Annotated in this window: 27 protein-coding genes; 11 read left to right on the top strand and 16 right to left on the bottom strand. The window is 63.0% G+C overall.

Translation table 11 applies throughout. The features are described from left to right. The first annotated feature begins 339 nt into the window (after nucleotides 1-339). Nucleotides 340-1500, top strand: coding sequence for a winged helix-turn-helix domain-containing protein (locus tag XH89_RS09980; protein WP_194466899.1), 1161 nt, complete (start codon nucleotides 340-342; stop codon nucleotides 1498-1500). Between the two features lie 68 nt (nucleotides 1501-1568). On the opposite strand, the gene XH89_RS09975 is transcribed toward XH89_RS09980, so the two are convergent. Beyond that, nucleotides 1569-2426 carry a hypothetical protein gene (locus tag XH89_RS09975; RefSeq protein ID WP_210345242.1) on the bottom strand — a complete coding sequence of 286 codons (858 nt, stop codon included), beginning with the start codon at nucleotides 2424-2426 and terminating at the stop codon, nucleotides 1569-1571. Between the two features lie 427 nt (nucleotides 2427-2853). Next, the gene (locus XH89_RS09970; protein ID WP_194466897.1) at nucleotides 2854-3123 is read right to left on the bottom strand and encodes a hypothetical protein; all 270 of its coding nucleotides are present in this window, start codon (nucleotides 3121-3123) and stop codon (nucleotides 2854-2856) included. Nucleotides 3124-3394: 271 nt separating this feature from the next. On the opposite strand from XH89_RS09970, the gene XH89_RS09965 reads away from it, so the two are divergent. Next, nucleotides 3395-4552 carry a dienelactone hydrolase family protein gene (locus XH89_RS09965; RefSeq protein WP_194466896.1) on the top strand — a complete coding sequence of 386 codons (1158 nt, stop codon included), beginning with the start codon at nucleotides 3395-3397 and terminating at the stop codon, nucleotides 4550-4552. A 32-nt stretch (nucleotides 4553-4584) separates the two neighbouring features. Then, nucleotides 4585-5691 (top strand): S9 family peptidase, encoded by a 1107-nt coding sequence (locus tag XH89_RS09960; RefSeq protein ID WP_194466895.1) that lies wholly within the window; start codon nucleotides 4585-4587, stop codon nucleotides 5689-5691. A gap of 31 nt (nucleotides 5692-5722) precedes the next feature. On the opposite strand, the gene XH89_RS09955 is transcribed toward XH89_RS09960, so the two are convergent. Both XH89_RS09955 and XH89_RS09950 read right to left on the bottom strand, forming a co-directional pair. Next, nucleotides 5723-5911 carry a hypothetical protein gene (locus XH89_RS09955; protein ID WP_194466894.1) on the bottom strand — a complete coding sequence of 63 codons (189 nt, stop codon included), beginning with the start codon at nucleotides 5909-5911 and terminating at the stop codon, nucleotides 5723-5725. 54 nt (nucleotides 5912-5965) lie between these two features. Beyond that, nucleotides 5966-6238, bottom strand: a complete 273-nt coding sequence (locus tag XH89_RS09950; protein WP_194466893.1) for a hypothetical protein — start codon at nucleotides 6236-6238, stop codon at nucleotides 5966-5968. A gap of 197 nt (nucleotides 6239-6435) precedes the next feature. On the opposite strand from XH89_RS09950, the gene XH89_RS09945 reads away from it, so the two are divergent. Together XH89_RS09945 and XH89_RS09940 are read left to right on the top strand one after the other, a co-directional pair. Next, a complete protein-coding gene (locus XH89_RS09945) occupies nucleotides 6436-7734 on the top strand; it encodes an alpha/beta hydrolase (RefSeq protein WP_246767877.1) in 1299 nt (432 codons plus the stop codon). 193 nt (nucleotides 7735-7927) lie between these two features. After that, nucleotides 7928-8722, top strand: a complete 795-nt coding sequence (locus XH89_RS09940) for a class I SAM-dependent methyltransferase (RefSeq protein WP_246767782.1) — start codon at nucleotides 7928-7930, stop codon at nucleotides 8720-8722. A gap of 87 nt (nucleotides 8723-8809) precedes the next feature. Here the strand turns inward: XH89_RS09940 and XH89_RS09935 are convergent, their stop codons facing one another. From XH89_RS09935 to XH89_RS09925, 3 genes are all read right to left on the bottom strand, one after another. After that, nucleotides 8810-9706 (bottom strand): hypothetical protein, encoded by an 897-nt coding sequence (locus XH89_RS09935; RefSeq protein WP_194466891.1) that lies wholly within the window; start codon nucleotides 9704-9706, stop codon nucleotides 8810-8812. A gap of 173 nt (nucleotides 9707-9879) precedes the next feature. Further along, nucleotides 9880-10107, bottom strand: coding sequence for a hypothetical protein (locus XH89_RS09930; protein WP_194466890.1), 228 nt, complete (start codon nucleotides 10105-10107; stop codon nucleotides 9880-9882). A 99-nt stretch (nucleotides 10108-10206) separates the two neighbouring features. Continuing rightward, nucleotides 10207-10392 (bottom strand): hypothetical protein, encoded by a 186-nt coding sequence (locus XH89_RS09925; RefSeq protein ID WP_194466889.1) that lies wholly within the window; start codon nucleotides 10390-10392, stop codon nucleotides 10207-10209. A gap of 284 nt (nucleotides 10393-10676) precedes the next feature. On the opposite strand from XH89_RS09925, the gene XH89_RS09920 reads away from it, so the two are divergent. Together XH89_RS09920 and XH89_RS42055 are read left to right on the top strand one after the other, a co-directional pair. Then, complete coding sequence (locus XH89_RS09920) at nucleotides 10677-11567, top strand: dienelactone hydrolase family protein (protein WP_194466888.1); 891 nt, start codon at nucleotides 10677-10679, stop codon at nucleotides 11565-11567. Nucleotides 11568-11787: 220 nt separating this feature from the next. Next, nucleotides 11788-11934 (top strand): hypothetical protein, encoded by a 147-nt coding sequence (locus tag XH89_RS42055; RefSeq protein WP_367400989.1) that lies wholly within the window; start codon nucleotides 11788-11790, stop codon nucleotides 11932-11934. 106 nt (nucleotides 11935-12040) lie between these two features. Here XH89_RS42055 and XH89_RS09910 read toward each other — a convergent pair whose 3' ends face one another. The 8 genes from XH89_RS09910 to XH89_RS09875 are packed head-to-tail and all read right to left on the bottom strand — an operon-like array spanning nucleotide 12041 to nucleotide 20366. Then, the gene (locus tag XH89_RS09910) at nucleotides 12041-13165 is read right to left on the bottom strand and encodes a mandelate racemase/muconate lactonizing enzyme family protein (RefSeq protein WP_194466887.1); all 1125 of its coding nucleotides are present in this window, start codon (nucleotides 13163-13165) and stop codon (nucleotides 12041-12043) included. 40 nt (nucleotides 13166-13205) lie between these two features. Next, the gene (locus tag XH89_RS09905) at nucleotides 13206-14243 is read right to left on the bottom strand and encodes a tagatose 1,6-diphosphate aldolase (RefSeq protein ID WP_194466886.1); all 1038 of its coding nucleotides are present in this window, start codon (nucleotides 14241-14243) and stop codon (nucleotides 13206-13208) included. Further along, complete coding sequence (locus XH89_RS09900) at nucleotides 14240-15199, bottom strand: sugar kinase (protein ID WP_194466885.1); 960 nt, start codon at nucleotides 15197-15199, stop codon at nucleotides 14240-14242. Before XH89_RS09900 ends, XH89_RS09905 begins: the two co-directional genes overlap by 4 nt. Then, nucleotides 15196-16269 carry an ABC transporter ATP-binding protein gene (locus XH89_RS09895; protein WP_194466884.1) on the bottom strand — a complete coding sequence of 358 codons (1074 nt, stop codon included), beginning with the start codon at nucleotides 16267-16269 and terminating at the stop codon, nucleotides 15196-15198. The genes XH89_RS09900 and XH89_RS09895 overlap by 4 nt, the downstream gene beginning before the upstream one ends. Nucleotides 16270-16275: 6 nt before the next feature. Beyond that, on the bottom strand, nucleotides 16276-17280 hold the full coding sequence (locus XH89_RS09890; RefSeq protein ID WP_194466883.1) for a zinc-binding dehydrogenase: 1005 nt from the start codon (nucleotides 17278-17280) through the stop codon (nucleotides 16276-16278). A gap of 5 nt (nucleotides 17281-17285) precedes the next feature. Then, the gene (locus XH89_RS09885; protein ID WP_194466882.1) at nucleotides 17286-18113 is read right to left on the bottom strand and encodes a carbohydrate ABC transporter permease; all 828 of its coding nucleotides are present in this window, start codon (nucleotides 18111-18113) and stop codon (nucleotides 17286-17288) included. A gap of 4 nt (nucleotides 18114-18117) precedes the next feature. Then, nucleotides 18118-19005, bottom strand: a complete 888-nt coding sequence (locus XH89_RS09880) for a carbohydrate ABC transporter permease (protein ID WP_194466881.1) — start codon at nucleotides 19003-19005, stop codon at nucleotides 18118-18120. A gap of 59 nt (nucleotides 19006-19064) precedes the next feature. Next, complete coding sequence (locus XH89_RS09875) at nucleotides 19065-20366, bottom strand: ABC transporter substrate-binding protein (protein ID WP_194466880.1); 1302 nt, start codon at nucleotides 20364-20366, stop codon at nucleotides 19065-19067. A 192-nt stretch (nucleotides 20367-20558) separates the two neighbouring features. On the opposite strand from XH89_RS09875, the gene XH89_RS09870 reads away from it, so the two are divergent. From XH89_RS09870 to XH89_RS09860, 3 genes are all read left to right on the top strand, one after another. Then, the gene (locus XH89_RS09870; protein ID WP_194466879.1) at nucleotides 20559-21599 is read left to right on the top strand and encodes a LacI family DNA-binding transcriptional regulator; all 1041 of its coding nucleotides are present in this window, start codon (nucleotides 20559-20561) and stop codon (nucleotides 21597-21599) included. 10 nt (nucleotides 21600-21609) lie between these two features. Then, nucleotides 21610-22344 (top strand): SDR family NAD(P)-dependent oxidoreductase, encoded by a 735-nt coding sequence (locus XH89_RS09865; RefSeq protein WP_194466878.1) that lies wholly within the window; start codon nucleotides 21610-21612, stop codon nucleotides 22342-22344. A gap of 715 nt (nucleotides 22345-23059) precedes the next feature. Beyond that, the gene (locus XH89_RS09860) at nucleotides 23060-23977 is read left to right on the top strand and encodes a catalase (protein ID WP_194468428.1); all 918 of its coding nucleotides are present in this window, start codon (nucleotides 23060-23062) and stop codon (nucleotides 23975-23977) included. A gap of 8 nt (nucleotides 23978-23985) precedes the next feature. Here the strand turns inward: XH89_RS09860 and XH89_RS09855 are convergent, their stop codons facing one another. After that, on the bottom strand, nucleotides 23986-24915 hold the full coding sequence (locus XH89_RS09855) for a helix-turn-helix domain-containing protein (RefSeq protein WP_194466877.1): 930 nt from the start codon (nucleotides 24913-24915) through the stop codon (nucleotides 23986-23988). Between the two features lie 455 nt (nucleotides 24916-25370). On the opposite strand from XH89_RS09855, the gene XH89_RS09850 reads away from it, so the two are divergent. Beyond that, nucleotides 25371-26321, top strand: a complete 951-nt coding sequence (locus XH89_RS09850; protein WP_194466876.1) for an AraC family transcriptional regulator — start codon at nucleotides 25371-25373, stop codon at nucleotides 26319-26321.

Raw genomic sequence — 26321 nt, 5'->3', positions numbered from 1 at the left:
GGCTCCTATTCTGACAGGATGTGACCATTCACACCTTGCATTTTCAGTCGCCGCAGCCACGTCGCGCGTTTTTTGGATTCAGATGCATTTACAGGCGTTTACATCCGGTTCACCGCGCGTTAATCGCGCACCATCCAGATTTGGCGGATTTTCAGCCAGCGCTGTGCGAGGTGAGGATCGCGCGGCCGGCGCGCGATCGCCGCGCCGAACCACTTTCAAGAGTTTTTGCTATAGTCGCCCCGTGAAAGAGAGCCCAATGAGCATGTCGCCTGAACTGCGGTGCCCTAAGAGGGCATCCGATCGCCGAAACAAGTCCATGTCAGCGGACCTTGCTGGCGCATGATGAAACCGGGGATCCTTGTCGTCGCGCACGATGCCTCGCTTCGCGCGACGGTTGCCCGCTGGTTGATTCAGGCCGGCTACGCCGTCGAACTCGCCGAGAGCCCAAAGCGTGCGCATGAGGTCGTCGCCAAAGCCACCATCGCCTTGGCGATCGTGGCGCCGCAGGGCTCGGGCATCGAACTCGCGCAGGAGCTTGAGGGCGCGGTCGAGCACGTCATGTTTTTCGGAAAGCCTGATGACGCTGCGGCGGCGGGTGAACCACCGGTCTCGCCGGATCGCTGCATCTTGCTGCCGTTGAGCGAGCAGGACGTGCTGGCCAAGGTCAAGTCCGTGTTGCGTCCGGTTGCGATCCCCCAGGCGCCATCAGGCCCTCAGCTCCTCCGTTTCGAGGGCTACACGCTCGATGCCGGTGCCCGCACCTGCCTCGACGCACGGGGACAGGAATTGACGCTGACCCGCGCGGAGTTTTCCCTGCTGCTGGCGTTCGGACAAAACCCGGGCCGGGTGCTGTCACGCGACGAACTCACGCGCGTGGTGACGGGCCGTGGCGCCGAGCCCGAAGATCGCAGCGTCGATGTGCTGATCTCGCGCCTGCGCCGCAAGATCGAGACGGACCCAAAGACGCCGCGGCTCATCGTAACCGTCCCCGGCGAGGGCTACAGGTTCACAGCCAAACCGCAGGCAGTCATCGCCACCGATCAACCTGCAACCGCCCAACCGGTGGCGGCCCAGACATCTGATACGCCTGGCCATCCTCTCGATCGACAACGATCGAACAGATTGCCTGTTATCGCAGGCGTCGCCGCGCTCGCGGTCGTCCTCGTCATGTCCTTCGTCGGTTGGAAGGAGTGGACCAACCGGGCTTCCCTGCAACAGGTGGCCGAGACGCCGAAGCTCGCGGCCACGCCGGAGACGCGACCTCCGAGCCAAACTTCGCAATCGTCCGCAGCACGGGACGAGCAGCGCGCCATCGTCTATAAGCGCATGGTCGCAGCGATGCAGGACAACCAGTACAATTGGCGCACGGTCGAGCGACTGGCCATCCTTTCCGGCGTCGACGAGAACGAAGCGCACGAAATCCTGGCGGAGCACCCGAACGAAGTCGTGCTCGGCAAATCGCAGGAAGGCAAGCTGCTCGCCAAATTGGCGGGGCGCTGAAACGCTCCGCAAAAAAATCGGAGGCAACGCTTTGGCGCGCTGCCTCCGCTTGCAAAGTGGCCGCTGATTCATTGCGACTGATCCGCGGTCTTGGCGTCATTGTAGACAACTGGCGTCCAGGCGAAGGTGCCCAGCCCGCACTGGAGCCAGATCTTCTGGTAGCCGAGATAGAACATCGCGACTTCCTCGACGTTACGGGCCGCCGCCACTTTTCCGTCTGTGGCCAGATCCTGAATCGTCTGCCGGAACTCGGTGACCTTTGCGCGGTCCTCGTTCGAGATCTGAGCATTGGGCAGCAATTCGTCGATCCCTGCCGCCAGCGGCGGAATGGTATCTGAAGCTCCGCACTGTGACGCGGCGGACGGAGCCGTGACGGCAGGCCTCGCCTGCGCCGCACCGCCGGAGCTGCTTGCCGTGGCGACGTGCACCGGCGGGGTGACGGGGACAGCCACCGGGACCTGCACCGGCACAGCCGGCGGCACGAAAATCACGACCGGACCATGCTTGTCCTTGTCCGGATCGTTGTCAGGGTTCGGCTGCTTGGATGGGCACTTGTACGGATTGAACGGGCACACATTGTCGATGCCAGGGCCGGGCTTGTAGACGGGCGACGGCAGCTCCGAGACCGGAATCTGCGGCTGCTTCATCGTCGAGCTCCCGACCGGAAGCTTCGAAACCGGGATCTGGGCCGTACCGAGCGACGTCTTCGCCGGTCCCGGCGGAATTTTCATCGGCATCTCCGGCTTCGGAGGGACGGGCTTCTGAGGAGCCAACACGTGGCTGGCCTCCAGGCTCGGTTGCACGCTGGTTGCGGGGTGAAATTGCCCGGCGATGTGCGGACTGATGCCACCAAAAACCTGCGACGGCAGGGCCGAAGCCGGGGTGGCGGCGGAAGCGATCGCGGTGACGCTGAGGGCGATCGCCATGAAGGTTGAGTTGCGCGACATGACTGTCTCCTGGGTTGGTTCGAGGCGGTTGAAACATCCGGGGCTCACGGCCTGTCTGGATGAGATGCGACCATTCACACCTGCACATCTGTAGTCCCGCCAGACCACCGCGTTCGCGGAATTCATAAGCATTTACAGTCGTTTACAGCTCGTTCACTGCCCGTTTACGCACCGATAGGCCGCCGGGTGCCGAGCGTGACCAGCCACGGGGCCGATCGCGGTGCGGCCCGCGCTGCGCGCCGTTTCCAATGCCCTCGAGGTCGTGCTGCGAATGAATCGGCGTGGTGTCCGCACCCAGGACCGGCAGCGCAAAAACAAACGGGCCACCCTGGCAAGGCGGCCCGCTCTCTGCCCATGATGTCGTCCGATGCCCAAATGAGGGCGGCGCGCCCGCTCGCGAGGGCGGTCAGCCATTCGGCCAGCAGTACTTACCTTCGTAGCCCAGGTGGGTGCCCGCCGGGCACGCGCGGGGCCGATTGGGCCAGCAATATTTGCCTTCATAGCCGGCGTGCGTGCCGAGAGGACACGACAATGCAGCCTCAACGATGTTCGACGCAATCGACAGCGACAGGCCGCCGAACGAGGATGCGGAGGCGACTCCGGTCGAGAGGGCGAGAGCGAGACAGCTTCCGGCAAGAAGCAACTTCGCATTCGAGAAGATTGATTTGCGCGACATGACGATCTCCTTTGGTTGGTTCGAAGTGGTTGACCATCCAGGGCTCGCAGCCTTTCTGGATGGGATGTGAACATTCACACCATGCTCGTCTGTCATGGGGTCGAGCTTCGAAGTTCGCGAGATTCGCGAGCGTTTACCGCCGTTTACACGCGGTTCACCGGCCATTTACGCGATCTGCGAAAACACCACTGCGCGGGGTGACTACCGCCTGCGCGCGTCCCCGTGCACAATGCGGCATTGCCACGTGAAGCTTGTTTGAAGGGATAATCGAGTGACAGGGGCCCGCTTTGTAATCCTGCTTGCCACGTTCACCTGCATGGCGGCGGCGCCGGCATGGTCCGACGAACTGATCGAGACGCCGGTGTCCCTTCCAGTCTCCATCGGCGGGACGACAGTTCGCCTCGAAGCGCTCGTCGTCAAAAAATCCGACGCTCAAGGCCGGCTGCCGATTGCGCTTATTACCAATGGCGGCGCGGCGACTGCCACGGCCGGAGCGGGCGCGACCACGGCAACCTACGCGCATAACGCGCGCGACATGGCGCGGCGCGGATGGCTGGCGGTCGTTGTGATAAGGCGCGGCTTTGGCAACTCGGAAGGCCCGAGGCCGGCCCCGGTCGCGTGCCAGGCAACTTCATTCGAGGCATGGGCGAGTGCGGCCGCGGATGACTTGCAGGCAACCCTCAGCGCCGTTTCGCAACGCCCTGACGCCGATGCCAGCAGAATGATTGTGATCGGATCCGAAACGGCGGGGGTCGCGGCCGTCGCGCTTTCCGCTCGCAACCCGCGCGGACTGCAGGGGGTCGTTTCAATCTCGGGCGGACTGCAGTCGGAATCGAATTGCCCGATGACCGACGTTCTGGTCGACGGGTACAGGACATTCGGAAGCACGAGCCGGGTGCCGAATCTGTGGATCTATTCCAGGAGCGACAAGGTATTCGATCCCGATCTCGTCAACCGACTACACACCGCATTTCTCGACGCCGGCGGCGACGTCAAATTCGTCACGTTCTTTCACGACGGCGACGTGGGTACTCCCGTCTTCAGCCACGCGACCCGCGCCTGGTACAGCCAAATGGATGGTTTCCTGCGGGCACGAAACCTGCCGACCTGGAGCATTCCGGACGTGAAGAGTGTGATCGACAGGCTGAAAATTGGCGACAGGATCGAACGAGAGAATCTTCAGGGCTCGCTCCTCATTTATCTTTCGGCACCTGGAGAAAAGGCGATCGCCTTCTCGCCGACCTTGCAAGCGGCATGGATCCGTCCCCAAAACAAGGTCGTCGCCGAGCCGCACCTGCCTGTGACCTACCAGACCAACTCCAAGAGCCTGGATGATGCTCGCACCGGCGCCTTGGCGGCTTGCCAAAAGGCCGCGCAGGATTGCATCATCGTCATGGAGAATTTCCTCTGGATCGGGGGAGAACGATGAGGGGTGTGGAAGAGTCCGATCGGAGCGCGCCATTGCGCGTCAAGGCAATTGCCCTGGCGATCCTGCTCATCATGTCGATCGCGACGACCACATCGGCGATATCAGGCGATCTGGTCCAGGAACGGCAATATCTGCGCGCCAAGATCGGAGGCCAGGACGTCCGCCTGGAAGCGCTGTTTGTCAAACGCGCTGATGCGAGGGGGCGGTTGCCGATCGCCTTCTTCAATCACGGCAGGCCCGCTTACCGCGAAATGACATTGGATCAAAGCCTCACCGCGAACGATCCCGGCATCAATCTGCTGGCCGACATGGCGCGCCGCGGCTGGCTTGTCGTGGCGATCCATCGGCGCGGGTACGGACTGTCAGACGGTCCGACCCAGGCGGACTCGCCATGTGCGGTGGATGCATCCATGTCTTGGATGAACGCGGACGCCGACGATATCCAGGCGTCAATCGAGGTCGTCGCGAAGCGACCGGATGCCGATCCAACCAGAATGATCGTGATGGGCGGATCAGCCGGCGGCGCGGCTTCGCTCGCGCTGGGCGCGCGCAACCCTCCTGGTCTCGCGGCCGTCATCAATATCGCGGGCGGCGAGCATTGGACCGGCTGCATGGCGCTACGCGAATCCATCCCGGTCGATTTCAGGACGCTCGGCTCACGCAGCCATATTCCCAATCTCTGGCTGTTTGCGAAGAACGATCTCAATCACCCGCTCGACCAGATCGAGGTCATGCGCGCGGCCTTCGCCGGAGCCGGAGCCGATCTCAAGCTCGTGCTGTTCGAGCCGATCGGCGAGGATGGGCACACCGGGATGTATTCGATCGTCGGCCGAACGCAGTGGCTGGTGGAGCTCGACAGTTTCTTGAGAGCGCACAATCTTCCGACCTGGCCGATATCCAACGTGGATGTCGTGCTACAGAGACTGCAATGGCCGCAATCGCAGCGCGCGTTCGTCCAGGCTTATCTGGCCGCTCCGGGCGAAAAGGCTTTGGCCCGAACCGCCGGAAAGCAGAACGCATCCTACCAGACCGCGCTCACCCTCGACGACGCGCGCAAGCTCGCCCTGGACGCCTGTCAGCGAAAAGGCGAGCCTTGTACGATCGTGATGGAAGACGATCGCTGGACTGGATCGCCATGAGCCACGATCCGGCGGGTCGAGGTCAGAGAGGTCACTTCTTCTTTCTGGGGGGAGGAGGGTACATTCTCGTCTGCACCGATGTAATCGGATGGTAGTGAGCAGAGACCTGTTCATTGCGAGCGCCGAAAGCTTGCGAGGAGAGTGCGGACACCGGAGTGATGGCAAAACCCATTGCTGCAACTGCAAGTGCGATGGTCAAAAAGATGGATGTGCGGAACATGACCGTCTCCTGTTGGTATGAGGTGATTGAGATGATGGATGTGAGCCTTCGCATTTATCGCCGAACACCTTGGACTTTGCGGTCGGGATCGGGCCGGGGCGGCATGATGCAGTTGTGAGTCTCGCAATACTGCGGAGCCACTTTCGGCTGGCGCGGCGGCAGCGGCAACTGCCCGCCCTGGACTTCGACCGGGTGCAGCATCGTGCCTGCGTGCGGAAATGCCGACGCCGGAGTGACAGTGCCAAGCGACGCAACACCGAGTGCGATCGCCAGCAAACCTTGAATGCGCAACATGATGATCTCCTGTGGTCCGAAATGGATGAGCATGGGGACCTGCGCCCCGTTTGCACGGAATGTGAACGTTCACACCTGCCCGTCTGTCACGCGGCCACATCCCAAGTTCAGAGCATTGGACGGCGTTTACGGTCGTTTACATCGTGTTTGCAGCCCGTTTACGGGACATCGGCGCCGCGAGTAGGCTAGATTGCTCGACCAGAGCGAAGCGAAGGATCGGCACCGGCGTGATGACCCCAACCCATGCACTTCACCTGCCCCGGCTCGCCGAGATCATCGCTGTCGCCATCCTGTCGGGCGCGGCCACTCCGCCCCCGCCAGAGGGAGTACGCATTGTGCTTACGCAAAATGAAACGGCCCGCGAGACCGAAGGCCCGCTGCGAAAAGTCATCGCGGATCTCCAGCGGGGCGCGCCCGAGACCGGCAACATGGAGCCGGAGCTCGGCTCAGCCGTGCAGGCGCAGGCCGCCGCGATCGCAGGACTGCTCAAATCGCTTGGCAGGCTGCAGCAGATCGAATTCGCGCACGCCGAGAGCGGCACGGATACCTATAAGGTGACGTTCGAAAATGGCGCGACCCATTGGCTGATCCGCTTGTCCCCGGCCGGCAAAATTGCCGGACTTGTTTTCAGGCCGCTCCCGGTCGCCGAAACCAAAGGAGACGACGTCACCGTTGCCGGCTTGTCGGGGACGTTGCTCAAGCCCGCCGAAGGAGAGCGTCCGCCAGTCGTGCTCCTCATCGGCGGCTCCGGTCCGACCGACCGCAATGGCAACCAAGGCGGCACGGGCCCCGGCGAATTGCGCCAGCTCGCCGAACAACTCGCCGAAAAGGGCATCGCATCGCTACGCTACGATAAACGCGGCGTCGGCCGCAGTGCCGTGGCCGGCGTTCGCGAGGACGACGTCGTGCTCGATTCCTTTGTCGACGATGCAGTGGCCTGGCTCAATTGGCTCCAACAACGCCCGGATTTGGGCCCTCGCATCATTGCCGGGCACAGCGAAGGCGGATTGATTGCCCTCCTCGCCGCTAAACGTGTCCCTGTTGCCGGCATCGTCCTGCTCACCACGCCTGGCAGGAGGCTCGGCAACGTCATCCGTGATCAGTTGCAGGCAATCGGAATGGATCCGGTGCTGCAGACCGAAGCATCGACCATTCTCGCCGCGCTGGAGCGGGGCGAAACAGTGCCCAGCGTGAGCCCCGCCTTGCACGCACTGTTCCGGCCCAGCGTGCAGCGCTACATGATTTCGGAGCTCGCGATCGATCCGGCGGAGGAGCTGAGACATTTCAGCCAGCCATTGATGATCGTGTCCGGCGAACACGATCTTCAGGTCGGCTCCGCTGACGTCGCGCGGCTATCCGCCGAACGTCCCGACGCGACCCCTCTCATCATACCCGGCATGAATCATGTGCTGAAGCTAGCGCCGGCGGATCGCGCGGGGCAGCAGGATGCCTATTCGAATCCTAACATTCCGCTTGTCGATGGCCTCAGCGAGGCGATCGCGAATTTCGTTCGGCAATCGGCGCGCTAGTGGGCGCTCGGATTGCGGCAGACAGCATTCGAGCTATGGTGATCACTCGCAATTGGGAGGTCTCTTGACCAACGAATTTCGAACGCTTGAATCGCACTCGGCCGAGTATTTCGGCGACACGCGCGACTATTGGTGGAATCCGGACTACATCGCGCTGATCGGGCGCCGCCTTGACTTCGATCGGGTGCATGACGTGCTCGACGTCGGCTGCGGGGTCGGTCACTGGACCCAGGTTCTCGCGCCCGCACTCCCGGCCGACGCCCAGGTGATCGGCGTCGATCGCGATCCGTTGTGGATTGACAAGGCGACCGAGCGCGTCGCGGCACGCGCGATGGCTCACCGGTTTCAATATCGGGTGTCGGACGCGCAAACGTTGCCATTTCCGGATTCAAGCTTCGATCTCGTGACTTTCCAGACGCTGCTGATTCATGTTGCCGACCCGGGCGCGGTGATTGCGGAGATGACGCGGGTGACGCGTCCCGGCGGTCTCGTGCTCGTGTCCGAGCCGAACAACGTCGCGACCAGCCTCGTCCGGCACTCCATCTCTTTCAACGATCCGGTCGAAGAGATCCTGGCCGGCGTCCAACTTCAATTGACATGCGAGCGAGGCAAGGCGGCTCTCGGCGAAGGCAACAACTCCGTGGGCGATGTTGTGCCGGGTCTGTTCGTGGCTTCGGGGCTCACGGATGTCGTCGTGTATCTCAACGACAAGACCAACCCTTTCCTGCCGCCTTACAGCACGCCCGAACAGCGCGCGTTGCTGGTGGAGCGCCAGGATTTCGAAGCGCGCGATTTCTGGATCTGGAGTCGCGAAGATACCCGTCGCTATTTCCTGGCCGGCGGTGGTGTCGAGGCTCGGTTCGATGCGCTCTGGGCATCGGTGACGGGTGGGGTCGAGAGATGGGAAAAGGCTGTCGCCGATCGTACCTATTCTCACCCGGGCGCTGCGATCAACTACCTCGTGGCGGGCCGAAAGGCGGCTGGCTAGACCAGCGGGAATTCGAACGCGGCGGGAGCGCAAGGAAGCGGAGGCAGCGCCATGGACGTTGCCTCCGCCGGATCTGCCACCGTCATTTCACTTGGCCTGGCTGGCCTGCGTGGTTACGGTCTGCTTCTCCCACTCGAACGTTCCAAGCCCGCAACGGAGCCAGACCTTCCGGTAGCCGAGACGGTTCATGGCGTCTTCTTCGACATCGCGCGCGGCCGCCACCTTGCCGTCCGTCGCCAGCACCTGGATCAACTGCCTGAGCTCGGTGATCTCGCTCATGTCAGCGTCGGAAAGCTGGGCGGTGGGAAGCAGCTGGTCGATCGCCGCACCCAGGGCCGGAATGTCGGCCGCCGTCGTGCAGGCAGGCGTCACGACAGGCTGCGCTGGTGCCTTCGCAACCGACCCCGATCCGCTTCCCGTGCCGACACGTGCCGGCGTGCCGTAGGGGACGGGCACAGCAACAGCGGCCTGAACCGGCACTTGCGGTGCCAGTATGATCACCCCACCGCCATCCGAGTGATGAGGCGGGGGCGGAGGAGGCGGCGGCGGCGGAGGCGGAGGCGGCGGCGGGGGCGGCGGCGGGGGCGGTGGCGGGGGCGGTGGAGGCGGCGGCTTGTGGCACATCTGCAAATACGGATGGGTCGCGCAGATGTCAGGCGGCGGCAAATCCTTCTGCGGAATTTGGGCGTTCTGCACCTGGTCGATAACGTGATTCTTCGGAATCTGCATCGGGCTGCCACCGTACGAGGTCTTCGGGACCGTCGTCACGATCTTGGGCGGAAGGTCGACGGGCTTTTGGTTCAGCACATGGCTGGCCTCCAGGCTCGCCTGCGGCCTGGCCAAGACCGGTGCCGCCGAAGGAAGTTGAGCCAGACGGCTGCCGCCGCCGAAGACCGTTAGCGGATTGGCCGCCGCCGGGATGGTGGCAGAGCAGATCGCGGTCGCGCTGAGTGCGATCGCAAGGAAGGTTGACGTGCGTAACATGGCTGTCTCCTTTGATTGATGAGCACCCAGGGCTCACGGCCGTCTGGATGCGATGTGACCATTCACACCTGCCCATCAGTCACGCCGCCGCATCCATGCGTTCAGGAGATTTGCGAGCATTTACAACCATTTACACCAAGTTTACAGCCCGTTTACGGGACGCGCGGGCACCGTCAGGCTTGATTGATCGGGGAGCGGCTTGGGTACCCGCCGGCACAGCCGGTGAAGGAATATCGCCGGGCGAACAGCGCGATCTGGTCGACACCTGTCGAGACCACCCAGCCGGAATCGCCATGCATCATTTCGATGAATTTGGGAGCAAGCCGACAGGATGATGTGCCGGCAACGTCGCAGGGATGCAGGATGCGACGGCAGCCTGTGGCCGCATTTTGCAGGAGCATTCTCGACTGCAAGAGATTCGAGCGCCGGCAGGGGCAGCGCATAGCCGCTCACCTCTGCCGACGCTGTTCTCGCTGTTTCGCATGAACTGACGAACCGGTCTAATTGAACGGATTGCGCCTCACGCGCGGCCACATCGGATCCATGGCGCGTCCCACCGTCGTCCTCATGTGAGGGTTGTAGGCCTTGGAGACCTGGGGCGTCTTGGTAAATCCCGCCGCTGCGGGGCCGGAGGCGCAAAGAAGCACGCTGAGCGCAATGGCGAGGAAACCTGACAGACGTAACATGACTATCTCCTGTGGTTGGTCGTGTTGAGCGTCCATGGCTCACGGCCCGTCTGGACGCGATGTGAACATTCACATCATGCCCATCTGTCACGCCGCAACGCCCTGCGTTCAGGAGATCTCCAAGGGTTTGCAGTCGTTTACATCAGATTTACAGCCCGTTTACGGGACAAGGGAGCAGCGTCGAACTAGATTGAGCAGGAACGATGTGGGAAATCTGCATGGATTTCGCGCACGCAATTCAGCTAGATTCTTCCTCGTTTGTGATTGATCATTTGAGGTGCCCCGTGATTTCAGCCCGTTCGCTTTCCCTTGGCAGGTTCGTGGCCGTCACCGCTGCGGTAGTCCTTTCGGTCGCGGCGACACCACCTCCGATCGGTCCACTGCCCGATCGTGTCGTCTTTCCGAGCGCCGATGGTCAAACCACGCTGTTCGGCTATGTCTTCAAGCCGGAAGGCCCGCATGCCGCGCGGAGCCCCGCCGTGGTCATGATGCACGGCCGCGCCGGCCCCTATTCATCGCTCGCAGACGGCAGGTACGATGCCTCGACGCTCTCGCAGCGGCACCAGAAGTGGGGCCATCTGTGGGCTCAACAAGGCTATCTCGCCATTCTGGTGGACGGATTCGGACCGCGTGGTTATCCGCAGGGCTTCACGCATCAAAGCTATAACCAGCGCCCTGAAAGCGTCAACGAAGTCACCGTACGGCCATTCGATGCCTATGGCGCACTCGCCTATCTGCGCACCCGCAACGACGTTGTGCCGGATCGCATCGCGCTGCAGGGCTGGTCCAACGGCGCAAGCGCTACGCTTGCCGCCATGTCGTCGACTACGCCGGCGCTCAAATCGCCCTCGCCGACCAGCGGCTTCCGCGGCGCGTTGGCCTTTTATCCCGGCTGTGGCCTGAAGGGACATTTCAAGGCCGGCCTGATCCCGTACGCTCCGCTGCGCGTCTTCGTCGGGACGGCCGATGAAGAGATATCCCCGCAGGAATGCAGCGATCTCATCAACGAGAGCCGGTCCCAGCAGGCCGATGTCACCCTCAAGATCTATCCCGGCGCGACGCATGATTTCGACGATCCGGGCGCAAGCCGACAGGACGTTCCGGCCAACGCCGCCGCGGCGCGCGATTCGACTGCGGAGGCGATCACGTTTTTCGCATCGGTTCTGAAGCGCTAGAGCAGGTTCAAAATCCTGGAGATCCAACCACCGACATCGACATTCTGTTAAGGTTGCGGTCCAACCAAGACCTTCCGTTCCCTTTTCGCGTCCGCAAACCCCAGGCATCAAGTTCTATCGAACATCAATCTCGAGCTTCTCCATACCATTCTGCTCGCAGCCGAGCACGAGCTTTCGGAAAGCCGCGGAAGAATCCGGCCGGTCTCCTTCTGCGGTCAGCATGCAGGTCCGCGAGCCGGACGAGCGGATCGGCGTCCTGCTGTTCGCAGAACGCCACAGAAGGTATTGCTCACGCCCGAGGGGAGGTTCCTGTTCGAACACGCCAAGCGAGCCCGCCAGGAAGTTCAATCCAGGCTGGATCTGCTGAGCGAATCCGCGCAGTCGCGCAGCCATCACACCCGGATGGCTTGCGTTCCGACGTTCGCGTCCGAATGGCTGCCGAACAGCCTCTATGGAGGCAATGGTCTTCGAACCTAGCTGCTGCGATAGCGCTCGATCGCTGAAAAATCAGGCGTGATCCCGAGTCCCGGGTCTTGGTTCAATTCAACCACGCCTTCTCTCACGTCGAGGACCGGACCGCAGAACAGATCGCGCAACGGATTGTCATTGGCATCGACTTCAAGCCAGCCATCGCCTCCAACTCCGGCGAGAAGATGCGCAGACGCAACTAATCCGAGACCCCCACCCAGATAGTGCGGGCAAAATGTCCTGCCTGCCTGCCGGATATCGCGGGCGAGCCCGACACAGACGCTGAGACCTCCCCATTTCGCGATATCGGGTTGAACCACGCCGAGCACGTCTTCTGACAGAATGGTGCTGAACGCTTCGACGCTGGAGATGTTCTCGCCCGCCGCAATCGGCATCTCCGCGGCTGACCGCAACCTGCGCCATTCCTCGCGCGGGCGGTCGGCGCGGATGGGCTCCTCCAGCCAGCGCAGATCGAAGACGGCGAGCCGCGGCAGCATCTCCAAAGCCTGATCCACCGACCATCCCTGATTGGCATCGGCGGCAAGCATGCCGGCGCCGACGATGGCACGCAATGCGGAGAGATTGGCAAGGTCCGTCTCGGCACCGAATCCGACCTTCAGCTTCAACGCGCGATGGCCGCGCTCGAGCGCAGCTTCTGCCGTCCGCGCGGCGCCGGCGGGATTGATGCCGCTGGCATAGACCTTGATCCTGCTCGACCGGCCGCCGAGCAGACGCCACAGCGGCAAGTGCTGCCGCCGGGCAACGAGATCCCACAGCGCGAGATCGATACCGGAAATCGCCTGCGCGAATGGACCAGGCTCGCCGCATTGAAGCGCGAGCACCTCGGTGCCTTTGGTCAGGATGTCGAATGCCTGGGCGGGATGGTCGAACTTGCGACCGACAAGGCCGGGCGCAAGCACTTCATTCACGAGCCGGCCGCGATGCTCCGCGCCCGGTGCGGGGAAGTTGGACCACGCTTCGCCCCATCCTTCGACGCCGTCCTCATCCACGACGCGAACGAAGACGGCGGGACGGTTGAGCATCTTGCCGAACGACGTCACCACCGGCGTCGCCAGGGGATAGCGATAGCAGAACGCTTCGATCGAGCGAATGGTGAAGCTGTCAGTCATGCTGCAGGTCCTGCGAGACTACACTGAGCTGCTAACATTCTCAGTAGGCGCGTGCGAAGTCACCTTCCTGCTTGATGTCGGTGAACACCGGAAAGCGCGCCTTCCAGGGCGTGCCCTTGGCGGTGGTCAGCTTGTTGAGCCGCTCCAGCACGTTGAGGCCGTCCTTGCGCAGGCTCGCCGAGACCGCGGCGCGGTCCGGGAAGTTCTTCAGCACGGCATCGAGCCAGATGGTTCGGCCGGCGAGAAATCCGCTTGCGCCAGCAGCATAGGAATAGTCGAGCACCCGCTCGAATTTTTCGGGCGCGGCGCCGCCTGATAGCAGCACCCAGGGAATGCTCCGCTCGCGGCAGATATCGCCGATCGCGTCGAACTCCTTCTGTGCTGCCTTCGCTTCGGCGCTGCCGTCGCGCGCCGGCAGGCTGTTGGCCGCCAGCGGGCTCTCGAGTTTGAGGAGATCGACGCCGTATTCGGGCTTGGCAAACTCACGCACGCTCTCGATGACGAGGCCTGGCAACTTTACGGGCGATTCCACATAGTCGGCGGTATGATTAGCGCTGCCGAGGAACGGATAGACCAGCAGTTCCAGAACGTAGGGAATGTCGTGGCGGGCGCAGTCCTCGCCGATCTCGCGCACGAACCTCTCCTGGTGCTCGTTGACAGCGGCATCGGCGTCTGGGCGGTACCACGCCAGCACCTTGACCGCGTCGCCGCCCATGGCACGGATTTTCTCGACGCTCCAGTTGGTGATCGCGCGCGACTTGCGGCCGCCGGCGGTCTCCTCGACGCGATGCTCCTCCAGCGTCATGATCAGGCCGCAGCGCGGCGGCAGCAGGTCGATCGCGGCGGGCACCGCGAAATTCGGATCGAACAGCATCGAGCTGCAATGCGGCGCGAGGTTCTCGACCAGAAGCCGCTTGGCCGCCGTGACGTCGGAATACTCGACCTGGTCCCGCGTGATGCCCTTAGCTTTCGCGATGGCATCGAACAATGGCGGCCGCTGGTCCAGCGCGACCATGCGAAAGTGGCCATCCGCGTCAGCAAGCCGTGCCAGGCCGCGGTTCTTTCCAATCGTTCTCATGGCTTCGTCCTCATGAATTCAAGACACTCGTTGATATCGGGGATTCCGTTGCGGCCGCCGGCGTGGCGGCATTTCATGGCAGCCGTGGCAGCCGAAAAGGCCATGGCGGCGCGTACGTCGAGGCCAACGCCGACCGCCAGCGCATAGGCGCCGTGGAAGACGTCGCCCGCGCCTGTGGTGTCGACGACCTCGACGGCATAGGCGGCCTGCCGGTGCAACTGGCCGTTCTCGTACCAGCTCACGCCGCCCTCGCCGCGCGTGACGGCGATGACGCGACAACCGAAGCGCGCGAGCGCTGCGAGGGACTTGTCTTCAACGGAGCCGGCAAAGGCTGTGAGCGCGGGCTCGGAGAAGATCGCATGGTCGGTCAGCGGGAGCAGTCGTTCGAACACGTCGGCATCGGCCACGTCGCCGTCAAGCACCGTGGGAATGCCACGCGCCCGCGCTTCCCGGAACAGCGTCGCGGCGCCCTCGACCCAGCGGGGATCGGCCAGCACGGACGATGCGCGCGCGACGGCTTCGCGTGGAAGCCAGTCTGCAGCCTCTGGATAGAGACCGCGAAAATTGACGATCTGCCGCTCGCCGCTGCTGTCGACGATGATCCCGGAGACCGACGAACGACCACCGGGAAACAGCCGGAAATTCTCGACGTCGACGCCCTCGGACACAAAGGCAGCGTTCATCTCGTGCCCTGCGGCATCGTCACCTGCACGTCCCCAGAACGCGACGGACGCGCCGAGCCTTGCCACCGCGACGCTCGCATTCGCTGCCATGCCGCCACCGAGCGTGTCGTACGCAATGGCCTTGATCTTCTCGCTTTCGCCTGAGAAAGATCGATCGACGCGCCAGACCTGGTCGAGCGCGGACAGGCCGAGGCAGATCACGTGCACAGGCCTCGCCCTGGACGCGACATCCGCAAGCGCCGAGAGATCGCCAATGTTCGCCGACGTGCTCACCGCAAGACCTGCCCGTTGCCGGCATCGAACAAATGCGTCTTGCCCGCCTGCGGACGCAGCGCGATGCGATCGCCGACCTTCGGCCGCAGCGCCGGATCGATCCGCGCGATGGCCGAGCCTCCGGCGAGATCGAAGTGAATCAGCGTATCCGAGCCGAGCGGTTCGACCAGCTTGACGTTGATGGCGATGCCATCGGCTCCGCCAGCGGCGACGGCGAAATGCTCGGGGCGAATGCCGAGCACGGCGTTGCCGGCGCGCCGCAGCCGGTTCGCGGCCTCGCCGTCGATCGGCACCGCCGTTCCATCTCCCGAGAGGATCGCACGTTGCTCGCGCCATTCGACCGGAAAGAAGTTCATGGCGGGCGAGCCGATGAAGCCGGCGACGAACTGGTTGGCGGGCTGCTCATAGACCGTCTCCGGCGCATCGTATTGCTGGATGGTGCCGCTCTGCAGCACGACGATCCGGTCCGCCATGGTCATGGCCTCGATCTGGTCGTGGGTGACGAAGACCATGGTAGTCTTCAATTCCTGCGACAGCGCCTTGATCTCGGCCCGCACCTGCCCGCGCAGCTTGGCATCGAGATTTGACAGCGGCTCGTCGAACAGAAACGCCTTGGGATTGCGCACGATGGCCCGGCCCATGGCGACGCGCTGGCGCTGGCCGCCGGACAGCTCCTTCGGCTTGCGGCCCAGATAAGGCTCGATGTGCAGCAGCGCGGCGGCACGCTTCACCCGCGCGTCGATCTCTGCTTTCGGCGTGTCTCTCAACTCCAACGCAAACGACATGTTGTCGTAGACGCTCATGTGCGGATAGAGCGCGTAATCCTGGAATACCATTGCGATGTCGCGCTGCGCAGCCTGGACGCCATTGACACGCCTGTCGCCGATATAGAGATCACCAGCCGAAATCGGCTCGAGGCCGGCAATGATCCGCAGCAAGGTCGACTTGCCGCAGCCGGACGGGCCGACGAACACGACGAATTCATGGTCCGCGATCTCCAGATTGAGATCGGGGATCACGGTGAAATTGCCGTAGCGCTTGACGAGATTGCGGATCGAAATCGAGGCCATGATCGCTCAGTCCAGCGCCAGAACCGGCTTGATCAGTTCGCCCTTGGCGAAGCGGGCGAAATTCTCAGGGAGAGCCGACAGGCCGAACTCGCCGTCGACGAGGACGCGGTATTCGTCCTTGTACTTGCGCAGCAGATCGACGTTCGGCTCGAAATCGGAAACCGGGAAATAGAATGTGCGGATCATGTAGAAATCCTTGCGGCGGAACACCTTGCCTTCCTCGATAGTCCAGGGTGCGGCGTTCTCGCCGACCAGGACCAAGGCGCCGCGCGGCAGGACCAGCTCGATGCCGAGGTTTCGCGCCGCATGCGCGCCTGAGCATTCCATGATGAGAGCAAAGCGCTTGGAGGTATCGCCGACCGGATGCGCTTTCGCCCCGAAGGATTGCGCGATGTTGAGGCGCGCTGCATTGGGATCGGCGACATGGATGTCGTTGTAGCCGAGGGCGCGGAGCGCCAGCACGACGCCAAGTCCGACTGGTCCTGCGCCCATCACAAGAACCGGCCCCGCTTCACGCGGCGGCACGACGCGGCTGACGAAACGCACGGCGTGGCCCGAGGTGCCGATGGTGTCGAGCAGCAGCGGCGCGAGACTGTCCTCGATGTCATCGGGAACAGGCAGCAGACAGTTTTCCGGCACCGGCACATATTCGGCATAGCCGCCTGGCCTGTTCCAGCCGATCAGGCTGGAGACCTCCAGGCACATCTGGGTGTCGCCGCGCTTGCAGGCAGCGCAATGGTCGCAGTGCAACGGAATATAGACGGTGCAACGCCGGCCATGCAGGCGGTGACCGGGCTGCTCGACCACGCCAAAGATCTCGTGGCCTGCGGTGAATTCGGCGCCTTTGTGCCAGAGCTTGAAATCGGAGCCGCATAGGGCCGTGCGCGCGACGCGCACCAGCACCTCGCCGGTGCCGACATCGGGCATCGCCACGCGCTCGATGGTGATGCGGTCGTTGCCGTGGAAGACCGCGGCCTGCATGATCGAATTCGGACGAGAGGATACGGTCATCAGATTTAGCCTTTCACCGCGCCGAGCGTCAGCCCGGACACCAGCCAGCGCTGCACGAGAGCCGCCAGCACCAGCGGGGGCAACGCGATCAGCGTCGCAGCCGCCATGAGAGCGCCCCATTGCGTCGACCCTTCGCCGATGAAGTTGAAGGCCGCCGCGATCAGCGTCTTGGTGTCGCCATTGGAGAGCACCAGCGCAAACAGGAAATAGTTCCAGGAGAACACGAAGGCGAGAATCGCCGAGACCGCAACGCCGGATGCGACCAGCGGCAACGCGATGCGCAAGAGAATACGTGTGACGCTGCATCCGTCGACCTGCGCCGCCTCGAACACGCTGCGCGGAATGCCGTCGAAGGACGGCAGCAGGACCCAGATCACGATCGGAAGCGTGATGACGGCATGGCTGAGGATCAGCGCGGTATAAGAACCGATCATGCCGATCTGCCGGAACATCACGTACCAGGGCAACAGGAACAGCGTGCCAGGCGCCATGCGTGCGGCAAGAGTCAGGATCGCCGGCCAGGAAATTCGAGTCCACGAGACGGCGAAGGCGGCAGGAATTCCAAACAGCAATCCGAGGACGGTCGATCCGACGGTGACGACGAGACTGTTGAACGCGTAGTTCAGGAACGGCGTGGTCTTGGTCAGCTCCACGTAGTTGTCCAGCGTCGGCGTGAAGATCAGCGTCGGCGGATAGGCGGTGACCTCGAAGGACGGCTTGAACGAGGACAGTACCATCCAGACCGTCGGAGCCATAATGATCACGCCGGCGAGCACGAGCTGCAATGTGTTGAGCCAGCGGATCCAGCGGTCGGTATTGGCGGCATCGTTCATGACATCACCACGCCACTGCGCCGCGCAGGCGGTTGAAGGCGAGCACCGCCCCGAACACGATCGCGGTCAGCGTCAGCATCAGGGCACTGGCGTAGCCGATGTTGAAGAATTCGAAACCGACCCGAAAACCATAGATGTTGAGTGTATTCGAGGCGTTGCCCGGGCCGCCCTGGGTCGTGATGTAGATGATGTCGAAGAAGCGCAGCAGATCGACGCTGCGCAGGATCGCCGCGGTGACGATGGTCGGCAGCAGCAGCGGCAGCGTGATGCGCTGGAAGGTCTTGAACGGGGACGCGCCGTCGATCTGGGCGGCCTCGTAGACGCTCGGTGGCAGCGATTGCAGGCCGCCGAGCACGATCAGCGCGACGTAAGGCGTCCACTGCCAGCTATCGATCAGCGCGACCGTGGGAATCACCAAGATCGGCGAGGCCAGCCAGTCCGACGGCGGCAGCCCGAACCACTGGAGAATATAGTTGGCTGCGCCCAGCGAGGGATCGAGGATCACCAGCCACATCATGCCCGCCACCACCGGCGGCATCATGAAGGGCGAGATGAACAACGAGCGCACGATGCCCGGCAAGCGCTTGGCGTGAAACAGCACCAGCGCCAGCCAGACGCCGAAGACGAGCTGGAGCGCCAGCGACAGCACGAACAGCGCAATGGTAACCCACAGCCCGTGCCAGAATTCGACGTCGGAGATCAGCCTGGAATAATTGGAAAGGCCGGCAAAGGACTGCTTGCCGGTCGAGGAGAATGTCTGGAAGCCGAGCCAGATCGTGTAGACGACCGGAAACGCGATCATCGCGACCGTGAAGAGAACGGCCGGCGCCGAGAGCGCCGCCATCTCCAGCTTCTGCCGGTCCTGCGTGAGTGTCGCAGCCGTGTCCGCCATGCGTTGCGTTTCCTAGAGGATGGGTGCCGGCAGGCCGCGAGCCTACCGGCGTCAAGCCACTACTTCTGGGCGATCAGCGCATCGAGCGCCTTGTCCGCATCGGCGCAGGCCTGGTCGATCGGCTTCTGCTTCAAGATCAGATCCTGCACCGCCTGGCCGATGAACTCGCGCGATTCCGGATTGGCGACGATGGGATAGCCGACTTCGGAAGAGCCCTTCGTCGCGAGCACGTCGAGGGCCGCCTGCCATTCCTTGCGCACCGGCTCCTCCTCGATCCATTTGCGATAGTCGGGATCCTTGGCGACCGAGGGACGCGGCGGAGCGATACCCTGGAGCGCCATCTTCTTCTGCACCTCGGGGCTGGTCGCCCACTGCACGAAGTACCAGGCCGCATCCGGCTGCTTGCTGTGCGAGGATACCGCCATGCCCCAGCCGATCGTGGTCGGCACCTGGCCGCCATCGCCCGCCGGGAACGGCAACAAGCCAGTGTCCTTCAGCCGCGCACCGCCCTCCATCACCGTGCGCAATTCATTCGAGGATTCGAACGCCATCGCAGCGCGGCCGCTGCGATAGAGCGCGGAAATCTGCTGGAAGCTGTAGTTGACGACGCCAGGCGGCCCGAAGTCGCGCAGCAGGCGGCTATAGGTATCGAGCGCTTCCTTGCCCTTGGCAGAGCAGAGGTTCGACTTGCCATTCGCGACGTAGCTGCCGCCGATGTTGTGCAGCATGTTGCTGAAGGTGTAGGCGACCGCGGGCTTGAGACCGCGCGAGACGAACGGCGTCACCGTGCTGTCGCAGGTCTTGAGCTTCGTGGCGGCAGCCTCGACATCCTTGATGGTCTTCGGTGCCTCGAGACCGCACTTCTTGAAGATGTCGGTGCGATAATAGAGGATTGGGCCTTCGATGTTCATCGGCATGCTGGTCAGCTTGCCGCCGAAGGTGGCCGCCTTCAGCAGAGCCTGACTCAGTCCGTTCGGGTCATAGTCCTTGGCCACCTCGTTCTTGGCCATCGCGGTGAGATCGGCATACCAGCCAGCGGAGGCGAACTGCTCGCCCTCGCGTGAGGGCAGCGTCATGAAGACGTCGACCTCATCGCTGCTGGCGTTCATGACCGTGACCAGACGCTGACGCATCTGCTGTTCCTGATAGCCGTCGACCTTCAGGGTCATACCGGTCAGCTTCTCGAAATCAGCCTTGTAGGTCAGCAGCGCCTGCGAGACCGGATTGTTGTTGGCGAGAAATGTGACGGTCTTGCCCTTGAACTTCATCCAGTCGAAATCGGCTGCGCGCGAAGGCGCTGTAACCGCAGCAATCGCGAAAACGGGCAACGCGATGTGCGTCGCGAGCATCCTGGCCTTCATCGAACCCTCCTCCCGACTGGCCGCCTTAAGCTGGCGGACCATTTTTGAACAGGTTGAACACAATTTGAAAACGGTTACAAAATAGACCTCGCATCGGCGGAGTCAAGCAATGGACAAGGCGCGCGATCTGCGGCAAATTTACAATATTCCGGCTACCGCGCGGCTCGCGTCGCACCATGTAACGTTACATTCATGAGATTGACCAACGCCAAATCGCTGAAACAGGGCATCCGCGCCGTCGCGGCCCGGGCCGGCGTTTCAACCGCATCGGTCTCGCGCGCCCTCAACAACCCGAATGCCGTCAGCCCCTCCTTGCGTGCGCGCATTGAACAAGCCATCGAGGCGCTCGGCTACATCCCGCATGCGCCGGCGCGCATCCTGTCGTCACGGCGTTCGCGCACCCTTGGCGCGATCGTGCCGACGATTGACAACACGATGTTCGCGCGCGGCATCGCCTCGCTCCAGCAATATCTGTCCTCGGTCGGATACATGCTGTTCCTCACCACGAGTGGTTACGACCTCGATGTCGAATTGCAGCAGGCGCGCAATCTGATCGGCCGCGGGGTCGATGGCCTCGTGCTGCGCGGTGATTGCCATCACGACGGCTTGCGCAAGCTGCTGGCGGACAATGCGGTGCCGTTCATCAATGTCGGCATCTACCGGCCCGATCGGCCCTACCCCTGCGTCGGTACCGACAACGAAGCTGCCGCCTATCGCGCGGCCGCGCATGTCATCGAACTCGGCCACCGCCGCATCGGAATCGTCTCTGCACTTCAGCGCAACAACGACCGTGCCAGCGCCCGCGTCGCCGGCTTTCGCCGCGCGCTGACGGAAAACGGCATCGAGCTTCCAGCGCAGTGGCACGTCGAGGTGCCCTATACGCTCGACGATGCGCGCGAGGCGGCGCGCTATCTCCTGAACCTGAAGGATCGCCCCACGGCCGTGGTATGCGGCAACGACGTCATTGCCTATGGCGTGCTGCTCGAGGCGGAGCGCGACGGGTTCTCCGTGCCGCGCGATCTGTCGGTCGTCGGGTTCGACGACCTTGATTGGAGCCGCCATTTGCGGCCGAGCCTCACCACGATCCACGTTCCGACCGCAGAAACCTGGCAGCGCGCCGGAGAATATCTGGTGCGGAGCCTCGCCGGCGAGCAGACCATCATGCATCGCGAGATCGACTTCTCGTTGGTGGTCCGGGAGTCGACGGCTCCGCCTCCGAAATCCATGAAGTGAGACCTTCCCGATGAATTCCAATTTCTCCCTCACACCCGGCTTTCATGCCGTCGTGATCGGCGGCGCCGGCGACATCGGCGCGGCCATCAGCAATCAGTTTTGCGATCTCGGCGCGACGGTCACGGCAACTGGCGCCAACGAGGCCGATCTTGCGCGCACCCTGCTCAAACCACGCGCGGGGCTCGCGCTCGCGACGCTCGACGTCACGAATGACGAGGCGGTCACGTCGTTCGCTCGGCAGCACGAGCGCGTCAACGCCCTCATCAACTGCGCGGGGATTCTCGCGCGCGACAAGGAATTCGAGATCGAGACCTTCATGAAGGTGCTGGACGTCAACCTTACCGGCACGTTCAGGACCTGCATGGCGTTTCAGCCACGACTCGCAGAGACAAGAGGCTCGATCGTCAACATCGCCTCGATGAATGCCACGCTGGCGCTGCCGCGCATCCCCGCCTATTGCGCGAGCAAAGGCGGCGTCGTGATGCTGACAAAGGCGCTGGCGTTGAAGTGGGCCGAGGACGGCATCCGCGTCAACGCGGTGGCGCCCGGCTATGTCGAAACCGCCATCAATGCCGCGGGGCGCACTGACCTGGCGCATTATCAGCGCATTGCCGACCGCACCGCGTTCAAGCGCTGGGGGCAGCCGGAAGATATCGCGGGCGCCGTCGCGTTCCTTTGCATGCCGGCTTCGCAATATGCGACCGGAACCGTCGTGGCGGTGGATGGAGGATTTCTTGCGGGGTGAGCCGGCGCACACAATCCGGCGCACGAGAGCTCGCTTTCTTCCAGGCCAGTTGCGACCGCAGGCTGGCCGAACTTGCGCGGCACATGCGGTCGATTGTTAGCCGGGAATTGCGGCACGATAGCTTCCGCGACTATCCATGAAAACCGGGTTCCGCCCGGTGCCACGATAGTCCGCTCAGACCTGGTCGGATACGCATCGATCGCAGCGCCTGTCACTGATTGGAACGGCGAGTCCGCTGGCATTGCCCGACAGCACGATTTTGCCTTCGAAGCGCCGGGCGGTATGCGCGGCGCCATGCAGCCACGCCCCACGTAGCAGCAATCGCTCTGCAACGGGGTCAATCGCTCTGGGGCAGTGCCCCACGCAGGCGCACTACGATCACTGTATCGACGCCAGCAACGGACGGAGAGACAGTGATGGCCTGGAAGAGCTTCGTCAGCCAATCTGCAACGCTCGCATCGCGGCCGAGAGTCCTCAGAACGACCTTCATGTGCGCGCTTACAGCGACGATTCGCTGCACCTCGACCGCGGACGGAGGAACGAGGATTCCGGCGTCCCCCGCGCACATGCACACTCCGCCGGTTTCGCTCGTGACCAGGGATCGCACTCCGATCTTCTGCCAGGGATTGCGGCCGATACCGGCCCGGCAGATCGCCTTTCGCAATCCGGGCCCCTGCCGCGCCTGGCCGCTTTAGCGAGAGGCCGGAAGATTACAATGACCCGGCCCCCAGCCGTCACACCTGCGTCGATCGTCAACGCCATGAAGGCGATCGCCGGTGTTTCGCCAAAGGCACGATCGAGCTTCGCCAGGGGCCGCTGTGTCCGGGGAACCTACATCCCCTCGGATCGCGCCGACGAGGTCACGATGTCCAGGAGCTTCACAAGACCGTCCCGCGTGCTGGCACGCTTCTCGGTGGATGAGGCTCTCCATGGATCAGAGCCCGGCGGTCTGATGCTGCGCGGCTTCAGCTTCAGGCTTGGCGACGCCGAGCATCGCTCCGACATTTTCACCCAGAGCGCTCCAGTTCATTATGCGCGGACGCTCGATCAGATGCTGGCGTTCCTGCTCGCGCGCAGGCCTGGACACGACGGAAAGCCGGATCCGGAGAAGATCAAGGCTTTCTCCGCCTCCAATCCCGAAACGCTCCGTCAGGCGGACTACGTCGCCAAGCATCCGCTCCCCCCAGGCTTTGCCGGCACGACCTACTGGGCCGTCCACGCCTTCCCGGCGACGAATTCGAAGGGCGAGGCGCAATTCATCAAGTTCAAGGTTGCCCCGGTCGGTAGCCAGCTTACCCTGACCGGGAGTAAGGCCAGGACGAAGCCGGCCGACGCTCTATATGACGATCTCCAAAGAACCGTCGCGACGGGTGATATCCGGTTCAGCCTGATGGCGCTGCTCGGTCGTTCCAATGACCCAACGCTGGACGTCACGATACGATGGCCGGATGAGGACAGAAGGGAAGCCCTACGACTCGGAACGATCGTGATCACCGCGATCGAAGCGGATGAGACGTGTGATGCATCCTTCTTCGACCCAGCCAATCTCGCAGAAGGCATCGGCAATCCGCCTGATGAGATCTTCGCGGCGCGCCGTGTCGCTTACGCTGCCTTACGGGCGAAGCGGCGCTGATGGAATTATCACGTTTCGCGGTCCCTTGTGCCGAATGCTTCTCGGCGCCACGCCGCCGGGCTCACGCCAACCTGCGCAGAGAACACTTTCGTCAAATGACTTTGATTGGCAAAGCCGGCCGATATCGCAATCTCGGACAGCGGTAGGTCGCGCACGGTCATCAACTGCTTGGCGGCCTTCACGCGCTGGCGCAGCAGCCATTGATGCGGCGGCAGGCCGGTGGAAATGCGAAATGCGCGAGAAAAATGACTGACCGAAAGGTCGAACTCGGCCGCGATCTGTTGCAGCGAAAGCTTTCCACCGAGATCAGCCTCGAGCCGCTCGCAAGCCCGGTTCATCTGCCATGGGGCAAGACCGCTACGGCTCGGTTCGGCGGCCGGCCGAAGCCCACCATAGGTCTGGGCAACATGCGCCGTGAGCGCCAGCATCATATGATCGATGAAGAGCTGGTTGGCTTCGTCCGATCGATGCAGCGCCTCGAGCAGCGTCGCGCCAAGGTGACGGATGACTGCGTCATCATGGCCGATGCCCGGCAGACAGGCGAGTTCACCAAAACCTTGAGCGCCGGTCTGCTTGGCGAGATCGTTGAGTGCAGAGCGCGGCAGATAGAAGAACAGAGAATGGAACGGCTTGTCGATCACATAGCGCGGATCGCGCTTGAGGTCATACAGATAAGTCGCACCGGCCCGGATATCGGCCTTGATCACGCACCGGCTGCGTTCCCAGCATTCGCACTCGGGGTAATCGCGAAGCTTGAGGCTGACGAAATAGGCGTCATCAGAGGGAAACGAACCCGAAAGCGTCCGCTCGGGACTGTCCTGCCGTGTTTCAGTGACCGCCAGTTCAGCGCTGCGGAGCGAACGCGTAATCAACGCGGGCGCATTCCTCACCTGAAGCAGTTGCCCGAGCCGAGGCCCGTGTAGGCTTGTTGGTGTCATTAGGCTGGGCCACATCCATGGAATCGGGGCAGGCAGCCATCCCCGCGGCTGCCGTTACAGCAGGTATTATCCGGTATCGGAGTGCGGGGGTCTAGGTTGGCGAGCGTTTAGACGGGCGATTGTGACAAACGACCGGCTCGTTTCGCGGACGCGATTTTTGGTAGCGATTTCAATGCCATTCGCGCTTTACAGCGACCTCCTCGGTCCGGTCGTTCCGACAGAACGCCTGCCTCAACCGATCACAAGTTCTCGCAAGCAGCGCTTTCAGCAGAATCGGGAAAAGCGGCACAGCTTTGGGAAAGACCCCGTAGTTCTCCGGGCTTAGAACCCGCACCTGCAGCCCGCGACGCTCGCCGGCACCCGATCAGGACAGGCAGCAAGCAACCGCCTTCGGGCCAGCCGCGAAATCGAGCTACGGCGCTGCGACCGTATGGCCCAGAAGCAAGGATTCCACCATGAGCCAGCCGATAGCGAATGCTGCTCCAGATGATTTGCCGTCCGTATCCGAGCCGAGCCAAGCCCAACCGCCAACCACTGGGCGGCGCGCCGCTGATGCGGAGATGGCGCGCGTGCTTCACACCGCACCATTTCGCATGACTTTGGACGCCTCCGGCGCCGGGATCGCCCACTGGAAACATGAACCATTGCACGATGTCGTCGAGCCGATGAGCCACCACGTCATCATGGCTTATAACGGCACGACGCAGCACATGGAGCGGCGGTCAGGAAGGTCGGTTGCGACCGGCACGTTTCGTCGCGGCGTCGTGATCATCATTCCCGAAGGATCAAGCTCCCGGTGGGACATTCCGAAACCTGTAGACGTCATTCAGCTCTATCTTCCGCACGCAACCTTGAAGCGGGTTGCCGACGAAGCCGTGACTGGTCCAACGACCGATCTCCTGGAGCGAACGGCGCATCCGGATCCCATTACTTCCCGATTGCTCCTGAGCACGGTGAGCGCGCTGGAGAATAATGGCCCCCTGGATGCGCTGTTTAGGCATCAACTGACAGATCTCCTGGCCATGCGCCTCCTGGCTGCGCATACCGGGTCACCGACCACATTCCGACCGGCCAACGGCGGGCTTTCGCCGAAGGTCCTGACCCGTGCCATCGAACGCTTGCGCTCGGACAGCGATGCGGATGTCTCCCTCGATGCCCTGGCTTCCGATGCTGGCCTGTCGCGCTTCCACTTCTGTCGCGCATTCAAAGCGAGCACCGGTCTTTCACCTCACGCCTGGCTGCGCCAACACCGGCTCGATCAGGCCATGAACTTGCTTCGCGACACCGACACGTCGATCGCCATGGTGGCGGTAGAGCTTGGATATGCCTCTCAAACGGCCTTCGCCGCAGCGTTCAGGCGATTGAGCGGCGAAACGCCGAGCGATTGGCGGCGGCGCATGCGTTAG

Origin of the sequence: Bradyrhizobium sp. CCBAU 53340 (genome assembly GCF_015291645.1) — a bacterium.
Classification (GTDB): Bacteria; Pseudomonadota; Alphaproteobacteria; order Rhizobiales; family Xanthobacteraceae; genus Bradyrhizobium.
This window is presented reverse-complemented; position numbering and strand designations above follow the sequence as displayed.

Bases quoted from the DNA above. Each gene is read 5' to 3' on its own strand.
- XH89_RS09880 (WP_194466881.1), bottom strand. From the start codon at position 19,005: ATGGCGGACACGGCTGCGACACTCACGCAGGACCGGCAGAAGCTGGAG.
- XH89_RS09870 (WP_194466879.1), top strand. From the start codon at position 20,559: ATGAGATTGACCAACGCCAAATCGCTGAAACAGGGCATCCGCGCCGTC.
- XH89_RS09935 (WP_194466891.1), bottom strand. From the start codon at position 9,706: ATGTTACGCACGTCAACCTTCCTTGCGATCGCACTCAGCGCGACCGCG.
- XH89_RS42055 (WP_367400989.1), top strand. From the start codon at position 11,788: ATGCAGGTCCGCGAGCCGGACGAGCGGATCGGCGTCCTGCTGTTCGCA.
- XH89_RS09955 (WP_194466894.1), bottom strand. From the start codon at position 5,911: ATGTTCCGCACATCCATCTTTTTGACCATCGCACTTGCAGTTGCAGCA.
- XH89_RS09905 (WP_194466886.1), bottom strand. From the start codon at position 14,243: ATGAGAACGATTGGAAAGAACCGCGGCCTGGCACGGCTTGCTGACGCG.
- XH89_RS09970 (WP_194466897.1), bottom strand. From the start codon at position 3,123: ATGTCGCGCAAATCAATCTTCTCGAATGCGAAGTTGCTTCTTGCCGGA.
- XH89_RS09850 (WP_194466876.1), top strand. From the start codon at position 25,371: ATGAGCCAGCCGATAGCGAATGCTGCTCCAGATGATTTGCCGTCCGTA.
- XH89_RS09930 (WP_194466890.1), bottom strand. From the start codon at position 10,107: ATGCTCCTGCAAAATGCGGCCACAGGCTGCCGTCGCATCCTGCATCCC.
- XH89_RS09885 (WP_194466882.1), bottom strand. From the start codon at position 18,113: ATGAACGATGCCGCCAATACCGACCGCTGGATCCGCTGGCTCAACACA.
- XH89_RS09865 (WP_194466878.1), top strand. From the start codon at position 21,610: ATGAATTCCAATTTCTCCCTCACACCCGGCTTTCATGCCGTCGTGATC.
- XH89_RS09945 (WP_246767877.1), top strand. From the start codon at position 6,436: ATGACCCCAACCCATGCACTTCACCTGCCCCGGCTCGCCGAGATCATC.
- XH89_RS09895 (WP_194466884.1), bottom strand. From the start codon at position 16,269: ATGGCCTCGATTTCGATCCGCAATCTCGTCAAGCGCTACGGCAATTTC.
- XH89_RS09855 (WP_194466877.1), bottom strand. From the start codon at position 24,915: ATGACACCAACAAGCCTACACGGGCCTCGGCTCGGGCAACTGCTTCAG.
- XH89_RS09910 (WP_194466887.1), bottom strand. From the start codon at position 13,165: ATGACTGACAGCTTCACCATTCGCTCGATCGAAGCGTTCTGCTATCGC.
- XH89_RS09860 (WP_194468428.1), top strand. From the start codon at position 23,060: ATGACCCGGCCCCCAGCCGTCACACCTGCGTCGATCGTCAACGCCATG.
- XH89_RS09975 (WP_210345242.1), bottom strand. From the start codon at position 2,426: ATGGCGATCGCCCTCAGCGTCACCGCGATCGCTTCCGCCGCCACCCCG.
- XH89_RS09980 (WP_194466899.1), top strand. From the start codon at position 340: ATGATGAAACCGGGGATCCTTGTCGTCGCGCACGATGCCTCGCTTCGC.
- XH89_RS09890 (WP_194466883.1), bottom strand. From the start codon at position 17,280: ATGACCGTATCCTCTCGTCCGAATTCGATCATGCAGGCCGCGGTCTTC.
- XH89_RS09950 (WP_194466893.1), bottom strand. From the start codon at position 6,238: ATGCTCATCCATTTCGGACCACAGGAGATCATCATGTTGCGCATTCAA.
- XH89_RS09925 (WP_194466889.1), bottom strand. From the start codon at position 10,392: ATGTTACGTCTGTCAGGTTTCCTCGCCATTGCGCTCAGCGTGCTTCTT.
- XH89_RS09875 (WP_194466880.1), bottom strand. From the start codon at position 20,366: ATGAAGGCCAGGATGCTCGCGACGCACATCGCGTTGCCCGTTTTCGCG.